The following is a 16,018-nucleotide window of genomic DNA, read 5'->3' as shown; positions in this document are numbered from 1 at the left end:
CGTGCGTTGGACGAGACGCTAGGGGCAGGGCAATCGTTCTGCACGATAATGAATCTTAGTGCCTTTCGTTCCACTTGAACAATTTGTGTCGAAGTTTACCCGCGTCGCCGTGAACGCTTGGGCCTGCAGGTAGCCAATGAGGGCGCGTATACTAGGGGGCGTCGGGAGGCCCTCGCGCGAGTCGCGTGGGGCATCTTCACAGGCCCAGGCCTGCTCTTTCATCAACGGATTGGATTCATGACTGTACGCACGCGTATCGCGCCTTCCCCGACCGGTGACCCCCATGTCGGGACGGCCTATATTGCGCTCTTCAATCTCTGCTTCGCACGCCAGCATGGCGGGCAGTTCATCCTGCGGATCGAAGATACCGACCGCCAGCGCTCGACGCTGGAGTCGGAACAGATGATCCTCGATTCGCTGAGCTGGATGGGACTGAGCTGGGACGAGGGCCCGGACGTGGGTGGCCCTCACGGCCCCTACCGCCAGAGCGAGCGCGGCGAGATCTACGCTGAGCACGCCCAGCAGCTGCTGGATGCCGGCCACGCCTTCAAGTGTTATCGCACCAGCGACGAGCTGGACGCGCTGCGCGAAGCGCGGCGCGAGGCGGGCCAGCATCTGGCGCTCAAGTCAGGCGATCTGGCCCTGGACGAGGCCGAGCGCGCCCGCCGCGAAGCGGAGGGCTACCCCTACGTGATTCGCATGCACGTGCCGGACAGCGGGACCTGTGAGATCGATGACATGTTGCGTGGTCGGATCGAGGTCGACTGGGCCCAGGTCGATGCCCAGATTCTGCTCAAGTCCGACGGCATGCCCACCTACCACCTGGCCAACGTGGTCGATGACCATCTCATGGGGATCACCCATGTGCTGCGCGGTGAGGAGTGGATCAACTCGGCGCCCAAGCATCAGCTGCTCTACGCCTACTTCGGCTGGGAAATGCCGGTGCTCTGCCACATGCCGCTGCTGCGCAATCCCGACAAGTCGAAGCTGTCCAAGCGCAAGAATCCGACCTCGATCAACTACTACCGGCGTATGGGCTATCTGCCCCAGGCGTTGACCAACTATCTGGGCCGCATGGGCTGGTCGATGCCGGACGAGCGCGAGAAGTTCTCGCTCGACGAGATGATGGCCAGTTTCGATATCCAGCGCGTCTCGCTGGGTGGGCCGGTGTTCGATCTCGACAAGCTCACCTGGCTCAACGGGGTCTATATCCGTGAGGATCTGGACGACGCCGGGCTGCTCGAGGCGCTGCGCAGCTGGGCCTTCAACGAGAGCTACGTGGGCCAGATCCTGCCGCAGATTCGCCCGCGGATCTCGACCCTGTCGGATGCCATTCCGCTGGCCGGGCACTTTTTCTCCGGGCTGCCCTCGATCAGTGCCGAGAGCTTCGACGGCGTAGCGCTGGAGCGAGAGTCGCTGGTCGAGCTGCTGCAGTTTCTGACCTGGCGTCTCGAGGCGGTCGGCCGCTGGGAGAAAGCCGCACTGCTCGAGGTGTGCCAGTCGCTCTCGGCGGCGCTCGAACTGAAGATGAAGGCCTTTCTGGCCCCGGTGTTCATCGCTGTCACCGGTAGCGCGCACTCCACCTCGGTGCTCGATGCGATGGCGATCATCGGCTCCGACATGACGCGGGCGCGCCTGCGCCATGCCATCGAGGTGCTCGGCGGGGTCTCCAAGAAGCAGGCCAAGCGGCTCGAGAAGCGCTACCGCGAGCTTTGAGGAGAGGCTTGAACGGATCCGTCGACGCTTAAATAAAGTGTTGACGGATCAGTTAGATACCCGTATAGTTCGCCCCGTTCCTGAGACGGGGCCTTAGCTCAGCTGGGAGAGCGCGACACTGGCAGTGTCGAGGTCAGCGGTTCGATCCCGCTAGGCTCCACCAAGGAACTCGCGACCGACGTCGCATTTTTGCGTCCCATTCGTCTAGTGGTCCAGGACACCGCCCTTTCACGGCGGTAACAGGGGTTCGAACCCCCTATGGGACGCCACTTCTACTTCTCTTCTCCTGCTCTCTTTCGACCGTCAACCTGCATGGCTGGCTGTTGATAACTCTTTTCGATCGATCCAAAACGCTTGACAACGTGATTGATTGTCCACTGCGCTCCGCTGCCGCCCTGGCTCCTGCGGGCAAGTGGCTGAAATGCGTATATATCCTGTTTTTTTCTTTTAAATCAAAACCTTAAGATTGGTCAAAATTTGAACAATCTGTCTTCAGGGCGCCTGTCTGGGGGCCTGGGTGACATTATTTGTAGGTTTTTAACAGGCTTATCCACAGAATGTGTGGACATCTGCTGCGGCCAAAAAAAACCGCCGATGGTATCGGCGGTATGGGTAGTGGTGGCGCCAGGGCCGGCGGCCCCGGCGCCGGCCGGGGTCAGCGCGAGCTGGGGTAGTCGCGCTTGGCGTGGCCAGTGTAGAGCTGGCGCGGGCGACCGATGCGGTAGCCGTTGCTGATCATCTCGTTCCAGTGGGATATCCAGCCGACGGTGCGTGCCATCGCGAAGATCACGGTGAACATGTTGGTCGGAATGCCGATCGCCTTGAGGATGATGCCGGAGTAGAAGTCGACGTTGGGGTAGAGCTTGCGCTCGATGAAGTACTCGTCTTCCAGGGCGATCTGTTCGAGACGCTTGGCGATCTTGAGCTGCGGGTCGTCGGCGATACCGAGCTCTCTGAGTACCTCGTCGCAGGTCTCCTTCATCACCTTGGCGCGCGGATCGAAGTTGCGATAGACCCGGTGGCCGAAGCCCATCAGCTTGAACGGATCGTTCTTGTCCTTGGCCTTGTCGATGAAGCGCTGGATGTTCTCTTCGGAGTCGTCGCCGATTTCGTCGAGCATCGCCAGCACCGCTTCGTTGGCGCCGCCGTGGGCCGGGCCCCAGAGCGCGGCGATACCTGCGCTGATGCAGGCGAAGGGGTTGGCGCCGGTGGAGCCGGTCAGGCGTACCGTCGAGGTCGAGGCGTTCTGCTCGTGGTCGGCGTGGAGCATGAAGATGCGGTCCATCGCCTTGGCCATGATCGGATTGACCTCGTAGTTCTCGCACGGGTTGCCGAACATCATGTGGAGGAAGTTTTCCGCGTAGTTGAGGTCGTTGCGCGGATACATGAACGGCTGGCCGATATTGTACTTGTGGCACATGGCGGCCAGCGTCGGCATCTTGGCGATCAGGCGAATGGCGCTGACATTGCGCTGCTCGGCGTCGTTGATGTCGAGATTGTCGTGGTAGAAGGCGGCCAGCCCGCCGACCACGCCACACAGGATTGCCATCGGGTGGGCGTCGCGACGAAAGCCCTTGTAGAAATTGACGATCTGCTCGTGAACCATGGTGTGACGGCTGACCGTCTCGGAGAAGTCGCGGTACTGCTCGGCGGTGGGGAGTTCGCCGAACATCAGCAGGTAGCTGAGCTCCACGTAATTGGAGTTGTCGGCCAGCTGCTCGATGGGGTAGCCACGGTGAAGCAGTACGCCGGCGCCGCCATCGATGTAGGTGATGCCCGACTCGCAGGCGGCGGTGGCGACGAAGCCTGGGTCGTAGGTGAACAGTCCTTCGCCGGTCAGGCTGCGCACATCGACGACATCCGGCCCGAGTGTGCCGGAATAGACCGGAAATTCAATCGTCTTGTCGACACCATCGACGGAAAGTTTCGCTTTTCTGTCAGCCATGTAAGGCCTCCCTATCGTGACATAACCCTTTGTCTTTCCTGCTATGCGGGCAAAAAATAGTTCGCCCACTATAGGTTTCCGCGAAGGTTTGTCAATTCGCCCAAGTGGCTTTGACAACAGCTTCTATATGCAGGTTCGCGCATTGTCGACAGTTTACGCGGAGTCGCGCGTTGTCGACACTTTGCTCGGTCGATGCGTCTCGTGATCTGCCTCTGCCGGGCGCGCCGGCCTTCGAAGTGAGGCTGGCGTGCCGTGTGTCGCGGCGAGATGCCGGACACGGCCAGGATTGTCGCTATACTGATACAGGTAGAGCCGCCTCGGTCGGGTCCGACTCTGCCGGGGCGGCCGGCGAAAGAGTCCGCGCTGCATCTTTTTGCGGTCGGGATCTGGAGTGTAGTCGCTGACGCCCTGGGTGTCGCCGTGGCGTCCGCGACCCTCCGCTGAGAAAGGGGGGATGGCGCCAGTGGCGGTGTTTCTGGGGGCTGCCGCGGGCAGGCAGTCAGGGGTCGTTCTGGGCATGACCAAAGTTGTAGCCGTTTGTCATGCCGGCCCTCAAACCCTATAATCATCTCCCGCGCGATATGGCATCGTCAGCTCGGCCTGGGCCGCAGGGAAACCCGTTCCGCGACCGAGATCCTGCTTCTAAAAACCACAGCCCAAACGGGCCAGACCCGTCTGGGTCAAGAGAGTGTTGAACAGCCGTGAATAGCAAACGTCCAGTAAACCTCGACCTGTCTACCATCCACTTTCCACTCCCCGCACTGACCTCCATCACTCACCGCGTCACCGGCGTCATTCTGTTCGTCGGGCTGATCTTCGGCTTCTGGGCCCTGGATAAGTCGCTCTCCTCGCCGCAGGGGTTCGAGACAGTGAGCGATGTGCTGGCGCACAACGTACTGGCCAAGCTGGTCGCCTGGGGCCTGCTCTCGGCGCTCGGATTCCACTTCGTGGCCGGTATCAAGCACCTGCTGATGGACGCTGGCTACGGCGTCGATCTCGAAGGCGGTACGCGTAAGGCGCAGATCACGGTCGTGATCAGTGCCGTTCTGGTGGTCCTGGCAGGAGTCTGGGTATGGTAACCAACATCACGAATCTCGGTCGCAGCGGCCTCTCCGACTGGCTGATCCAGCGCGTCTCGGCGCTCGTCCTGGCGGTCTATGCGCTGTTTTTGGTCGCCTATCTGCTGTTCCACCCCCACCTCGATTACGTCACCTGGAGCGGGCTGTTCGCGCAGACCTGGATGCGTATCTTCTCGCTGCTGGCCTTCATCTCGATGGCCGCACACGCCTGGGTCGGTCTGTGGACCATCTCCACCGACTACCTCAAGCACACCGGCGCACGTTTCGGTTTCCAGGCCGTCGTGATTCTCGCCATCTTCGTTTTTCTGGTGTGGGGCGTACAAGTCCTCTGGGGAGCCTGATCCATGTCTACCATGCGAAACCTGACATTCGACGCCATCATCATCGGCGGTGGCGGTTCCGGCCTGCGCGCGGCGCTCGAGCTGGCCAAGTCCGGCAAGAAGACGGCGGTGCTGTCGAAGGTCTTCCCGACCCGCTCGCACACGGTCTCGGCCCAGGGTGGCATCACCTGCGCCATCGCCTCCGCCGACCCCAACGACGACTGGCGCTGGCACATGTACGACACCGTCAAGGGCGGTGACTACATCACCGACCAGGACGCCGCCGAGTACATGTGCACCGAAGGCCCCAAGGCGGTCTTCGAACTCGAGCACATGGGGCTGCCATTCTCGCGCTTCGACAACGGCCGCATCTACCAGCGTCCGTTCGGCGGTCAGTCCAAGGATTTCGGCAAGGGCGGCCAGGCGGCACGTACCTGTGCCGCGGCCGACCGTACCGGCCACGCGCTGCTGCACACGCTGTACCAGAACAACCTGAAGAACAACACGGTGTTCCTCGACGAGTGGTACGCCATCGACCTGGTCAAGAATGCCAACGGCGACGTGGTCGGCTGCATCGCGCTGTGCATCGAGACCGGCGAAGTGGTGCACGTCAAGTCCAAGGCCACCGTGCTGGCCACCGGCGGTGCAGGCCGTATCTACGCCTCCACCACCAACGCCCTGATCAACACCGGTGACGGTATCGGCATGGCGCTGCGCGCCGGCTTCCCGGTGCAGGACATCGAGATGTGGCAGTTCCACCCGACCGGCATCCACGGTGCCGGCTGTCTGGTGACCGAGGGCTGTCGTGGCGAGGGCGGCTACCTGATCAACAAGGATGGCGAGCGTTTCATGGAGCGCTACGCGCCCAACGCCAAGGACCTCGCCGGCCGTGACGTGGTCGCCCGTGCCATGGTCATGGAAGTGCTGGAAGGGCGCGGCTGCGGCGAGAATGCCGACCACGTCATGCTCAAGCTCGACCACCTGGGCGAAGAGGTGCTGATGAAGCGCCTGCCGGGCATCGTCGAGCTCTCCAAGACCTTCGCTCACGTCGATCCGGTCAAGGAGCCGATCCCGGTCACCCCGACTTGCCACTACATGATGGGCGGTATCCCGACCAACGTTCACGGTCAGGCGCTGACCCAGGACAAGGACGGCAACGACGCCATCATCAATGGTCTGTTCGCGTGTGGCGAGGCGGCCTGTGTCTCGGTTCACGGCGCCAACCGTCTGGGCGGCAACTCGCTCCTCGACCTGGTGGTCTTCGGTCGCGCTGCGGGCATCTACATCGAGAAGGCGCTCAACGAGGGCATCGACTACCTCGACGCCTCGCAGTCGGACGTCGACAGCGCCATGGCGCGCCTGTCGCGCTGGAACGAGTCCAGCGGCGGCGAGTCGGTCTCCGAGCTCAAGGCCGAGCTGCAGAGCACCATGCAGAACGCTTTCGGGGTCTTCCGTCAGGAGGACAACATGCAGGAGGGCGTGAGCAAGCTGGCCGAGCTGCGCGGGCGTATCGCCGAAGCGCACCTGAGTGACAAGTCCAACGCCTTCAACACCGCGCGAGTCGAAGCGCTGGAGCTCGACAACCTGCTCGAGGTGGCCGAAGCGACCGCCATCGCGGCGCTGGAGCGCAAGGAGAGCCGCGGTGCTCACTCGCGCTACGACTATCCGGATCGTGACGACGTCAACTGGCTCAAGCACTCGCTGTTCCATCCGGGCGACAAGCGCGTGACCAAGCGTGAGGTCAACTTCACGCCGAAGACGGTCGATACCTTCGAGCCGAAAATCCGTACCTACTGAGGGGGTTGTCACTCATGTCCAGTCTTCAGGTTTCCGTTTACCGCTACAACCCCGAGACCGACTCCGCGCCCTATATGCAGGAGTTCCAGATCGACACCCAGGGGCGTGATCTGATGGTTCTCAACGTGCTGACCATGATCAAGGATCAGGACAGCTCGCTGGCCTTTCGTCGCAGCTGCCGCGAGGGGGTCTGCGGCTCCGACGGCATGAACATGAACGGCAAGAATGGTCTGGCCTGCATCACCGCACTGTCCGAGGTGGTCAAGGACAACAAGCTGGTGCTGCGCCCGCTGCCCGGACTGCCGGTCATGCGCGATCTGGTGGTCGACATGGGGCTGTTCTACAAGCAGTACGAGCGCATGCAGCCGTATCTGCAGAACGACACCGCAGCACCGGCGATCGAGCGACTGCAGTCGCCGGAGGAGCGCGACAAGCTCGACGGCCTCTACGAGTGCATCCTGTGCGCCTGCTGCTCGACCTCGTGCCCGTCGTTCTGGTGGAACCCGGACAAGTTCGTCGGCCCGGCCGGCCTGCTGCAGGCCTATCGTTTCCTCGCCGACTCGCGTGACAACGCCACCCAGGCGCGTCTGGCCGAGCTCGAGGACCCGTTCAGCCTGTTCCGTTGCCGCGGCATCATGAACTGCGTCTCGGTGTGTCCCAAGGGTCTCAACCCGACCCGGGCCATCGGCAAGATTCGGGAAATGCTGCTGTCCAACGCCACCTGAGTGTGGGTGCGGGCATCTACGACTTAAATCGTAGCGCGCGGCTTGTTATCATGTGCCGCGCTCGCCGACTGCGACACGGTGTCGCAGTCGAGCCGACTATCAGAATGCTGGCCGGTGCCTCGTGCACCGGCTTTTAACGATCATGACGCCGCTTCGCCTACATGGTCGTAACGCCGTCTCGCGACGGTGACGGAGTGACGCCGTGACGCAGATCGCGACCGGCGCCGACAACACCCCATCAGTGCAGGGTGAACGAGATATGCAAGAAGGCATAATGGAGTTGATGTGGCGCACTTCCCACATGAGCGGCGGTAACGCTCACTACGTGGAAGCGCTCTACGAGCAGTATCTGAACGATCCCTCGACTGTCCCCGACGAGTGGCGCCAGGCCTTCGATCAGTTGCCCCGGTTGGAAGGTACCCCCGCTCATGATGTCCCCCTGAGCCCCATCCGGGAGCAGTTCTACCAGCTGGCGCGTGAGCGTCGTCCCGGGCAGGCCGCCCCCAGCACCGCCGGCAGCAGCGAGAATCGCAAGCAGGTCAAGGTACTGCAGCTGATCAACGCCTACCGCTTCCGCGGCCACCAGCGCGCCGACATCGACCCTCTCGGTCTGCGCCAGGCCGAGACCGTGCCCGACCTCGATCTCTCCTTCCACGACCTCACCCAGGCCGACATGAAGACCGTGTTCCAGACCGGTTCGTTCTTCCTGGGCAAGGACGAGGCGCCGCTCAAGGAGATCGTCGAGGCGTTGGATCAGACCTACTGCCGGTCGATCGGCTGTGAGTTCATGCACATCGTCAACACCGAGGAGAAACGCTGGCTGCAGCAGCGTTTCGAGTCGGTGCGCTCCAAGCCCAAGTACAGCCAGAGCGATCGCGAGCATCTGCTCGAGCGGCTCACCGCCGCCGAAGGGTTGGAGAGCTACCTGGCTTCCAAGTATCCGGGCACCAAGCGCTTCGGGCTGGAAGGTGGCGAGTCCTTCATTCCGATGATGGACGAGGTGATCCAGCGCAGCGGCACCTACGGCGTCAAGGAAGTGGTCATCGGCATGGCCCACCGCGGCCGCCTCAACCTGCTGGTCAATATTCTCGGCAAGAGCCCGTCGGAGCTGATCGACGAGTTCGACGGCAAGAAGCGGCTCGAGCGCGGTTCCGGTGACGTCAAGTATCACCAGGGTTTCAGCTCCAACGTCATGACCCCTGGCGGCGAGGTGCACCTGGCGCTGGCTTTCAACCCCTCCCATCTGGAGATCGTCTCCCCGGTGGTCGAGGGGTCGGTGCGGGCGCGCCAGGATCGTCGCGACGACGTCGACGGCGAGCAGGTGCTGCCGGTGGTGATCCACGGCGACGCCGCCTTTGCCGGTCAGGGCGTGGTCATGGAGACCTTCCAGATGTCGCAGACCCGCGGCTACAAGACCGGCGGCACGCTGCACATCGTGATCAACAACCAGGTCGGGTTCACCACCTCGCGTGCCGATGACGCGCGCTCCACCGAGTACTGCACCGACATCGCCAAGATGGTTCAGGCGCCGATCTTCCACGTCAACGGTGACGATCCGGAAGCGGTGCTGCACGCGACCCAGGTGGCGGTGGATTATCGCAAGGCGTTCAAGCGCGACGTGGTCATCGACCTGGTCTGCTACCGCCGTCGCGGTCACAACGAGGCCGACGAGCCCTCCGGCACCCAGCCGCTGATGTACGCCAAGATCAAGTCGCACAAGTCGACGCGCACGCTCTACGTCGAGCAGCTGATCAAGGAGGGCGTGCTCACCGAAGAGCAGGCCAAGCAGATGGGCGAGCAGTATCGCGACGATCTGCTGGCCGGCAATCACGTGGCCAACGCCCTGGTGAAACAGCCCAACACTGGCCTGTTCGTCGACTGGACGCCGTATCTGGGCCACGAGTGGAGCGGTGACACCGATACCAGCTGCGACCTCGAGCACCTGCGCCAACTGGCGCAGAAGATGAGCGAGATCCCCAATGGGGTCGAGGTTCAGCGTCAGGTATCACGGGTCTACGAAGAGCGTCGCAAGATGCTCGCCGGTAACCAGCCGCTCAACTGGGGCTTTGCCGAGACCCTGGCCTACGCCACCCTGGTCGACGCCGACCACCCGGTACGGCTGACCGGCCAGGACGCCGGCCGCGGGACCTTCTCCCACCGCCATGCCGTGGTCCACAACCAGGAAGACGGTTCGACCTACATTCCGCTGCAGCACATCAAGGAAGGGCAGCCGAACTTCACCATCCACGACTCCTTCCTCTCGGAGGAGGCGGTACTGGCGTTCGAGTACGGCTACGCTACCACCACGCCCAATGCGCTGATCATCTGGGAGGCCCAGTTCGGGGACTTCTTCAACGGTGCCCAGGTCGTGGTCGACCAGTTCATCTCCTCGGGCGAGTCGAAGTGGGCGCGCCTGTGCGGGCTGACGCTGCTGCTGCCGCACGGTTACGAAGGCCAGGGGCCGGAGCACTCCTCCGCGCGCCTCGAGCGCTTCCTGCAGCTGTGCGCCGAGCACAACATGCAGGTGTGCGTGCCGACCACCCCGGCGCAGATCTTCCATCTGCTGCGACGCCAGGTGATCCGTCCCCTGCGTAAGCCGCTGATCGTGATGTCGCCCAAGAGTCTGCTGCGGCACAAAGATGCCACCTCGACCATGGAAGAGCTGTCCGACGGCCGCTTCCAGATGGTCATCCCGGATGTCGGCGAGCGCGATCCGAAGGCGGTGAAGCGGGCAGTCATCTGCTCGGGCAAAGTCTACTACGACCTCGCCAGCTACCGCACCGAGAACCAGCGCGACGATACCGCGATCATTCGTGTCGAGCAGCTCTATCCCTTCCCCAAGGAAGAGCTGTTCGATGCGCTCAAGGCCTTTCCGAACCTGGAACAGGTCGTCTGGTGTCAGGAAGAGCCGCTCAACCAGGGCGCCTGGTATCAGAGCCAGCATCATCTTCGCCTGGTGGCGAGCATGGTGCGCGAAGGGTTGGACCACAGCCTCAAGTTCGCGGGTCGTCCGGCATCCGCCGCGCCTGCCGCGGGCTACATGTCGGTCCATGTGGCACAACAGAGCCAGCTGGTCGACGACGCCTTCAACGCCTGAGGCGCCATGCTGCCGGAACAGACGCGACAGAGAAGAGATTAAGGATACGACATGGCTACTGATATCAAAGCGCCGACTTTCCCCGAATCCGTTGCCGAGGGAACCGTTGCCACCTGGCACAAGAAGGTGGGCGACAGCGTCGAGCGCGATGAACTGATCGTCGAGATCGAGACCGACAAGGTGGTGCTCGAGGTGGTGGCGCCGGAAGCCGGCACGCTCTCCGAGATCAAGATCGAAGAGGGTGATACCTGCGAGTCCGAGCAGGTGCTGGGCGTGCTCGGTGCCGCTGGCGAAGGTGGCAAGGGTGCCGAGGCCAAGGCCGACGACGCCAAGAGCAGCGACGCCAAGTCCGACGATGCCAAGTCCAACGATGCCAAGTCCAACGATGCCAAGGACGACAAGAAATCGTCTGCCAAGAAGCCGGCCGGCGGTGGCAAGCAGCACGAGGTCAAGGCGCCGAGCTTCCCGGAGTCGGTGCAGGAAGGCACCGTCGCCAGCTGGACCAAGAAGGTCGGCGAAGCGGTCAAGCGCGACGAGGTGCTGGCCGAGATCGAGACCGACAAGGTCGTGCTGGAAGTGGTCGCGCCGGCCGATGGCGCCCTGGCCGAGATCAAGGTCCAGGAGGGCGAGCAGGTCGAGTCCGAGGCGCTGCTGGCGGTGTTCAGCGAAGGTGCCGAGGGTGGTGCCAGCGATGACGCGCCCGCCGAGCAGGCCTCCAGCGACGACGACGGCGAGGCGGATGCCAAGGTCGACGGCAAGATCCTGGCCCCGGCGGCGCGCAAGCTGGCGGCCGAGAACGACCTCGACGTGGCCAAGATCGAAGGTACCGGCAAGGGCGGTCGCGTCCTGAAGGAAGACGTGCAGAAGGCCATCGACAGCGGTTCGGCCAAGAAGTCTGCTGCGCCCAAGGCCGACAAGCCGGCCGGCGCCGCCAAGGCCGCACCGGCGGTCGAGGGCGAGCGTCCCGAGCAGCGCGTGCCGATGAGCCGTCTGCGTCAGACCATCGCCAAGCGTCTGGTCCAGGCTCAGCAGACCGCGGCCATGCTCACCACCTACAACGAGGTGGACATGAGCGCGGTGATGGCGCTGCGCAGCCAGTACAAGGACACCTTCCAGAAGGCCCACGACGTCAAGCTCGGTTTCATGGGCTTCTTCGTCAAGGCGGCGACCGAGGCGCTCAAGCGCTTCCCCGACGTCAACGCCTCGATCGACGGCACCGATATCGTCTATCACGGCTACCAGGACATCGGTGTCGCCGTCTCCACCCCGCGTGGTCTGGTGGTGCCGGTGCTGCGTGATACCGACAGCATGAAGCTGGCCGATATCGAGAAGGCGATCGGCGACTTCGGTAGCCGCGGCCGCGACGGCAAGCTCGGCATCGAGGACATGCAGGGCGGCACCTTCACCATCACCAACGGCGGTATCTTCGGCTCGCTGATGTCGACGCCGATCCTCAATCCGCCGCAGACCGCGATCCTGGGCATGCACAAGATCCAGGAGCGCCCGATGGCGGTCAACGGCAAGGTCGAGATTCGCCCGATGATGTATCTGGCGGTCTCCTACGACCACCGCATGATCGACGGCAAGGACGCGGTCCAGTTCCTGGTGGCGATCAAGTCGCTGCTCGAGGATCCGGCGCGTCTGCTGCTGGACATCTGACCGCCCGACATTCGGATCCGCCGGGGTGCGCCCCGGCGGATGGCACACGAGACGAACAGGAAATCTTTCATGGCCGATAAATTCGATGTGATCGTCATTGGCGCCGGCCCTGGTGGCTATGTAGCCGCGATCCGCGCCGCGCAACTGGGCCTCAAGACGGCCTGTGTCGAGAAGTGGGTGAACAAGGAAGGCAAGACCGTCCACGGTGGCACCTGCCTCAACGTGGGCTGCATTCCGTCCAAGGCACTCCTCGAGACGTCGCACAAGTTCGTCGAGACGCGCGATCACTATGCCGAGATCGGCATCAACGTCGGCGACGTCGCCACCGACGTCAAGAAGATGATGGAGTTCAAGAACAGCGTCATCGCCAAGAACACCGGCGGTATCAGCATGCTGTTCAAGTCCAACGGCGTCACCGCGCTGGAAGGTACCGGCAAGTTGCTCGACGGCAAGCAGGTCGAAGTGACCGGCCAAGACGGCAAGAGCCAGACCTACGCCGCCGACAACGTCATCATCGCTTCCGGCTCGGTGCCGGTGAACATTCCGCCGGCGCCGATGACCGATGACATCATCGTCGACTCCGCCGGTGCGCTCGAGTTCAGCGAAGCGCCCAAGCGCCTGGGCGTGATCGGGGCCGGCGTCATCGGTCTCGAGCTGGGCAGCGTGTGGAGCCGTCTGGGCAGTGAAGTGACCGTGCTCGAGGCGCTCGACAGCTTCCTGCCGATGGTCGATCAGGCGATCTCCAAGGAGACCCTGAAGCTGCTCAAGAAGCAGGGCCTGGACATCAAGCTGGGCGCGCGCGTCACCGGCTCCGAGGTCAAGGGCAAGGGCGACAAGCGCGAAGTCGTGGTCCAGTACACCGACAGCGACGGCGAGCAGGAGCAGACCTTCGACAAGCTGATCGTGTGTGTCGGCCGCAAGCCCTACACCGACAAGCTGCTCGACGATGGCGCCGGCGTGAAGCTCGACGAGCGCGGCTTCATCTTCGTCGACGACCAGTGCCGTACCAGCGTCTCCGGCGTCTACGCCATCGGTGACGTGGTGCGCGGCCCGATGCTGGCGCACAAGGCCTCGGAAGAGGGCGTGATGGTCGCCGACATCATCGCCGGCCAGAAGCCGGAGATGAACTACGACACCATCCCCAGCGTCATCTACACCGCGCCGGAAGTGGCCTGGGTCGGCATGAACGAGCAGCAGGCCAAGGAGCAGGGGATCGAGGTCAGCACCGGTACCTTCCCGTTCTCCGCCAGCGGCCGTGCGCTCGCCAACAACGCCCCGGAAGGGATGGTCAAGGTCGTCGCCGACGCCAAGACCGATCGCATCCTCGGCGTGCACATCCTCGGTCAGCACGCCGGCGAACTGATCGCCCAGGGCGTCATCGCCATGGAGTTCGGCTCCAGCGCCGAGGATCTGGCCCTGACCTGCTTCGCTCACCCGACGCTTTCCGAAGCGGTCCACGAAGCGGCGCTGGCCGTCGACGGTCACGCCATTCACATGGCCAACCGCAAGAAGCGCAAGTAAGTCCTACTCTTCGCGCATCTTGCCAGAGGTGCCGTTCTGGTTTCGGAGCGGCACGGGGGCGGGGGCCTTTCAGCGGCCCCTGCCATTCGAGTCACATGCAACCTAATGGCATGAATCGATGAACCTTCACGAGTATCAGGGCAAGCAACTGTTTGCCGATTACGGTCTTCCGGTGTCCAAGGGCTTTGCCGTCGACACCCCCGAAGAAGCGGCACAGGCCTGCAAGAAAATCGGCGGCGACAAGTGGGTCGTCAAGGCCCAGGTCCATGCCGGCGGTCGCGGCAAGGCCGGCGGTGTCAAGCTGGTCGAGAGCCCGGAAGCCGCCAAGGCGTTCGCCGAGCAGTGGCTGGGCAAGAACCTGGTGACCTACCAGACCGACGAAAAGGGTCAGCCGGTCGCCAAGATTCTGGTCGAGAACTGCACCGACATCGCCAGCGAACTCTACCTGGGTGCGGTGGTCGATCGCGCCACTCGTCGCGTGGTCTTCATGGCCTCCACCGAGGGCGGTGTCGAGATCGAGAAGGTCGCCGAGGAGACGCCCGAGAAGATCCTCAAGGCCGAGATCGATCCGCTGGTCGGCGCTCAGCCGTACCAGGCGCGTGAGCTGGCTTTCCAGCTGGGCCTGAACAAGGACCAGATCAAGCAGTTCACCAAGATCTTCCTGGGTCTCTCCAAGCTGTTCCACGACAAGGATCTGGCCCTGCTGGAGATCAACCCGCTGGTGATCACCGACGAAGGCAACCTCCACTGCCTCGACGCCAAGATCAACCTGGACGCCAACGCCCTCTACCGTCACCCAGACCTGCAGGCGATGCGCGATCCGTCGCAGGAAGACGAGCGCGAAGCCCACGCCCAGGAGTGGGAACTCAACTACGTCGCACTCGACGGCAACATCGGCTGCATGGTCAACGGTGCCGGTCTGGCCATGGGTACCATGGACATCGTCAACCTGAACGGCGGTAGCCCGGCCAACTTCCTCGACGTCGGTGGCGGCGCGACCAAGGAGCGGGTGGCGGAAGCGTTCAAGATCATCCTCTCCGACACCAACGTCAAGGCCGTGCTGGTCAACATCTTCGGCGGCATCGTGCGTTGCGACATGATCGCCGAAGGTATCATCGGTGCCGTCGAACAGGTCGGCGTCAACGTGCCGGTGGTGGTGCGTCTGGAAGGTAACAACGCCGAGCTGGGTGCCGAGAAGCTGGCCTCCAGCGGTCTGAACATCATCGCTGCTACCAGCCTGACTGACGCGGCTCAGCAGGTCGTCAAAGCGGCGGAGGGCAAGTAATGAGTATCCTGATCGACAAGAGCACCAAGGTCATCTGCCAGGGCTTCACCGGTGGCCAGGGGACCTTCCACTCCGAGCAGGCGATCGCCTACGGCACCAACATGGTTGGCGGCGTCACCCCGGGCAAGGGCGGCCAGGAGCATCTGGGCCTGCCGGTGTTCAACACCGTCAAGGAAGCGGTCGAGCAGACCGGCGCCGAGGCCAGCGTGATCTACGTGCCGGCCGCCTTCTGCAAGGATTCGATCCTCGAAGCCGCCAACGCCGGCATCAAGCTGATCGTGTGCATCACCGAAGGTATCCCGACGCTGGACATGCTCGACGTCAAGGTCAAGTGTGACGAGCTGGGCGTGCGCCTGATCGGCCCCAACTGCCCCGGCGTAATCACCCCGGGTGAGACCAAGATCGGCATCATGCCGGGTCACATCCACAAGCCGGGCAAGGTCGGTATCGTGTCGCGCTCCGGCACCCTGACCTACGAAGCGGTCAAGCAGACCACCGATCACGGCTTCGGCCAGTCCACCTGTGTGGGCATCGGCGGCGACCCGATCCCGGGTTCCACCTTCATCGACATCCTCGAGATGTTCGAGAAGGACCCGCAGACCGAAGCGATCGTGATGATCGGCGAGATCGGCGGCACCGCCGAAGAGGAAGCCGCGGCCTACATCAAGGCCAACGTCTCCAAGCCGGTGGTCTCCTACATCGCTGGTGTTACCGCACCTCCGGGCAAGCGCATGGGCCACGCCGGTGCGATCATCTCCGGTGGCAAGGGCACCGCGGACGAGAAATTCGCCGCGTTGGAAGACGCCGGTGTCAAGACCGTGCGTTCGCTCGCCGAGATCGGTGATGCGCTGAAAGCCGTTACCGGCTGGTAAGC

11 protein-coding genes and 2 tRNA genes are annotated in these 16,018 nt (G+C 63.2%); 12 read left to right on the top strand and 1 reads right to left on the bottom strand.

Annotation, left to right across the window (positions count from 1 at the left end; all coding sequences use genetic code 11):
* The first annotated feature begins 237 nt into the window (after positions 1-237).
* The 3 genes from gltX (at position 238) to ABV408_RS12735 (ending at position 1,985) form a co-directional block, all read left to right on the top strand.
* Entirely contained in the window at positions 238-1,716 is a 1,479-nt protein-coding gene (gltX, locus tag ABV408_RS12745) for a glutamate--tRNA ligase (protein WP_353979304.1), read from the top strand.
* Between the two features lie 87 nt (positions 1,717-1,803).
* Positions 1,804-1,879: transfer RNA gene (locus tag ABV408_RS12740), tRNA-Ala, on the top strand.
* A gap of 30 nt (positions 1,880-1,909) precedes the next feature.
* Positions 1,910-1,985 (top strand) — tRNA-Glu (locus ABV408_RS12735).
* 386 nt (positions 1,986-2,371) lie between these two features.
* Here ABV408_RS12735 and gltA read toward each other — a convergent pair.
* On the bottom strand, positions 2,372-3,661 hold the full coding sequence (gene gltA / locus ABV408_RS12730; RefSeq protein ID WP_353979303.1) for a citrate synthase: 1,290 nt from the start codon (positions 3,659-3,661) through the stop codon (positions 2,372-2,374).
* A 701-nt stretch (positions 3,662-4,362) separates the two neighbouring features.
* Here gltA and sdhC point away from each other — a divergent pair.
* From sdhC to sucD, 9 genes are all read left to right on the top strand, one after another.
* Entirely contained in the window at positions 4,363-4,740 is a 378-nt protein-coding gene (gene sdhC, locus ABV408_RS12725) for a succinate dehydrogenase, cytochrome b556 subunit (protein ID WP_035470652.1), read from the top strand.
* Positions 4,734-5,081, top strand: coding sequence for a succinate dehydrogenase, hydrophobic membrane anchor protein (gene sdhD / locus ABV408_RS12720; RefSeq protein ID WP_110674417.1), 348 nt, complete (start codon positions 4,734-4,736; stop codon positions 5,079-5,081). Before sdhC ends, sdhD begins: the two co-directional genes overlap by 7 nt.
* A gap of 3 nt (positions 5,082-5,084) precedes the next feature.
* Positions 5,085-6,857, top strand: coding sequence for a succinate dehydrogenase flavoprotein subunit (gene sdhA / locus ABV408_RS12715; protein ID WP_353979302.1), 1,773 nt, complete (start codon positions 5,085-5,087; stop codon positions 6,855-6,857).
* Positions 6,858-6,871: 14 nt separating this feature from the next.
* Positions 6,872-7,582 carry a succinate dehydrogenase iron-sulfur subunit gene (locus ABV408_RS12710; protein ID WP_035470655.1) on the top strand — a complete coding sequence of 237 codons (711 nt, stop codon included), beginning with the start codon at positions 6,872-6,874 and terminating at the stop codon, positions 7,580-7,582.
* Positions 7,583-7,841: 259 nt separating this feature from the next.
* Entirely contained in the window at positions 7,842-10,679 is a 2,838-nt protein-coding gene (locus ABV408_RS12705; RefSeq protein ID WP_353979301.1) for a 2-oxoglutarate dehydrogenase E1 component, read from the top strand.
* 51 nt (positions 10,680-10,730) lie between these two features.
* Entirely contained in the window at positions 10,731-12,338 is a 1,608-nt protein-coding gene (odhB, locus tag ABV408_RS12700) for a 2-oxoglutarate dehydrogenase complex dihydrolipoyllysine-residue succinyltransferase (protein WP_353979300.1), read from the top strand.
* A gap of 69 nt (positions 12,339-12,407) precedes the next feature.
* Positions 12,408-13,859, top strand: coding sequence for a dihydrolipoyl dehydrogenase (gene lpdA, locus ABV408_RS12695; RefSeq protein WP_353979299.1), 1,452 nt, complete (start codon positions 12,408-12,410; stop codon positions 13,857-13,859).
* A 118-nt stretch (positions 13,860-13,977) separates the two neighbouring features.
* Positions 13,978-15,144: an ADP-forming succinate--CoA ligase subunit beta gene (gene sucC, locus ABV408_RS12690; protein ID WP_035470658.1), complete on the top strand. Its 1,167-nt coding sequence runs from the start codon at positions 13,978-13,980 to the stop codon at positions 15,142-15,144.
* On the top strand, positions 15,144-16,016 hold the full coding sequence (sucD, locus tag ABV408_RS12685) for a succinate--CoA ligase subunit alpha (RefSeq protein WP_207031038.1): 873 nt from the start codon (positions 15,144-15,146) through the stop codon (positions 16,014-16,016). The genes sucC and sucD overlap by 1 nt, the downstream gene beginning before the upstream one ends.
* Positions 16,017-16,018 lie beyond the last annotated feature (2 nt).

Origin of the sequence: Salinicola endophyticus (assembly GCF_040536835.1) — a bacterium.
Taxonomy (GTDB): Bacteria; Pseudomonadota; Gammaproteobacteria; order Pseudomonadales; family Halomonadaceae; genus Salinicola; species Salinicola endophyticus_A.
This window is presented reverse-complemented; position numbering and strand designations above follow the sequence as displayed.

What these genes read in the sequence shown, in the direction of transcription:
- sucC (WP_035470658.1), top strand. Translation starts at nt 13,978, where the DNA reads ATGAACCTTCACGAGTATCAGGGCAAGCAACTGTTTGCCGATTACGGT.
- gltX (WP_353979304.1), top strand. Translation starts at nt 238, where the DNA reads ATGACTGTACGCACGCGTATCGCGCCTTCCCCGACCGGTGACCCCCAT.
- gltA (WP_353979303.1), bottom strand. Translation starts at nt 3,661, where the DNA reads ATGGCTGACAGAAAAGCGAAACTTTCCGTCGATGGTGTCGACAAGACG.
- sdhA (WP_353979302.1), top strand. Translation starts at nt 5,085, where the DNA reads ATGTCTACCATGCGAAACCTGACATTCGACGCCATCATCATCGGCGGT.
- ABV408_RS12705 (WP_353979301.1), top strand. Translation starts at nt 7,842, where the DNA reads ATGCAAGAAGGCATAATGGAGTTGATGTGGCGCACTTCCCACATGAGC.
- sucD (WP_207031038.1), top strand. Translation starts at nt 15,144, where the DNA reads ATGAGTATCCTGATCGACAAGAGCACCAAGGTCATCTGCCAGGGCTTC.
- lpdA (WP_353979299.1), top strand. Translation starts at nt 12,408, where the DNA reads ATGGCCGATAAATTCGATGTGATCGTCATTGGCGCCGGCCCTGGTGGC.
- ABV408_RS12710 (WP_035470655.1), top strand. Translation starts at nt 6,872, where the DNA reads ATGTCCAGTCTTCAGGTTTCCGTTTACCGCTACAACCCCGAGACCGAC.
- odhB (WP_353979300.1), top strand. Translation starts at nt 10,731, where the DNA reads ATGGCTACTGATATCAAAGCGCCGACTTTCCCCGAATCCGTTGCCGAG.
- sdhD (WP_110674417.1), top strand. Translation starts at nt 4,734, where the DNA reads ATGGTAACCAACATCACGAATCTCGGTCGCAGCGGCCTCTCCGACTGG.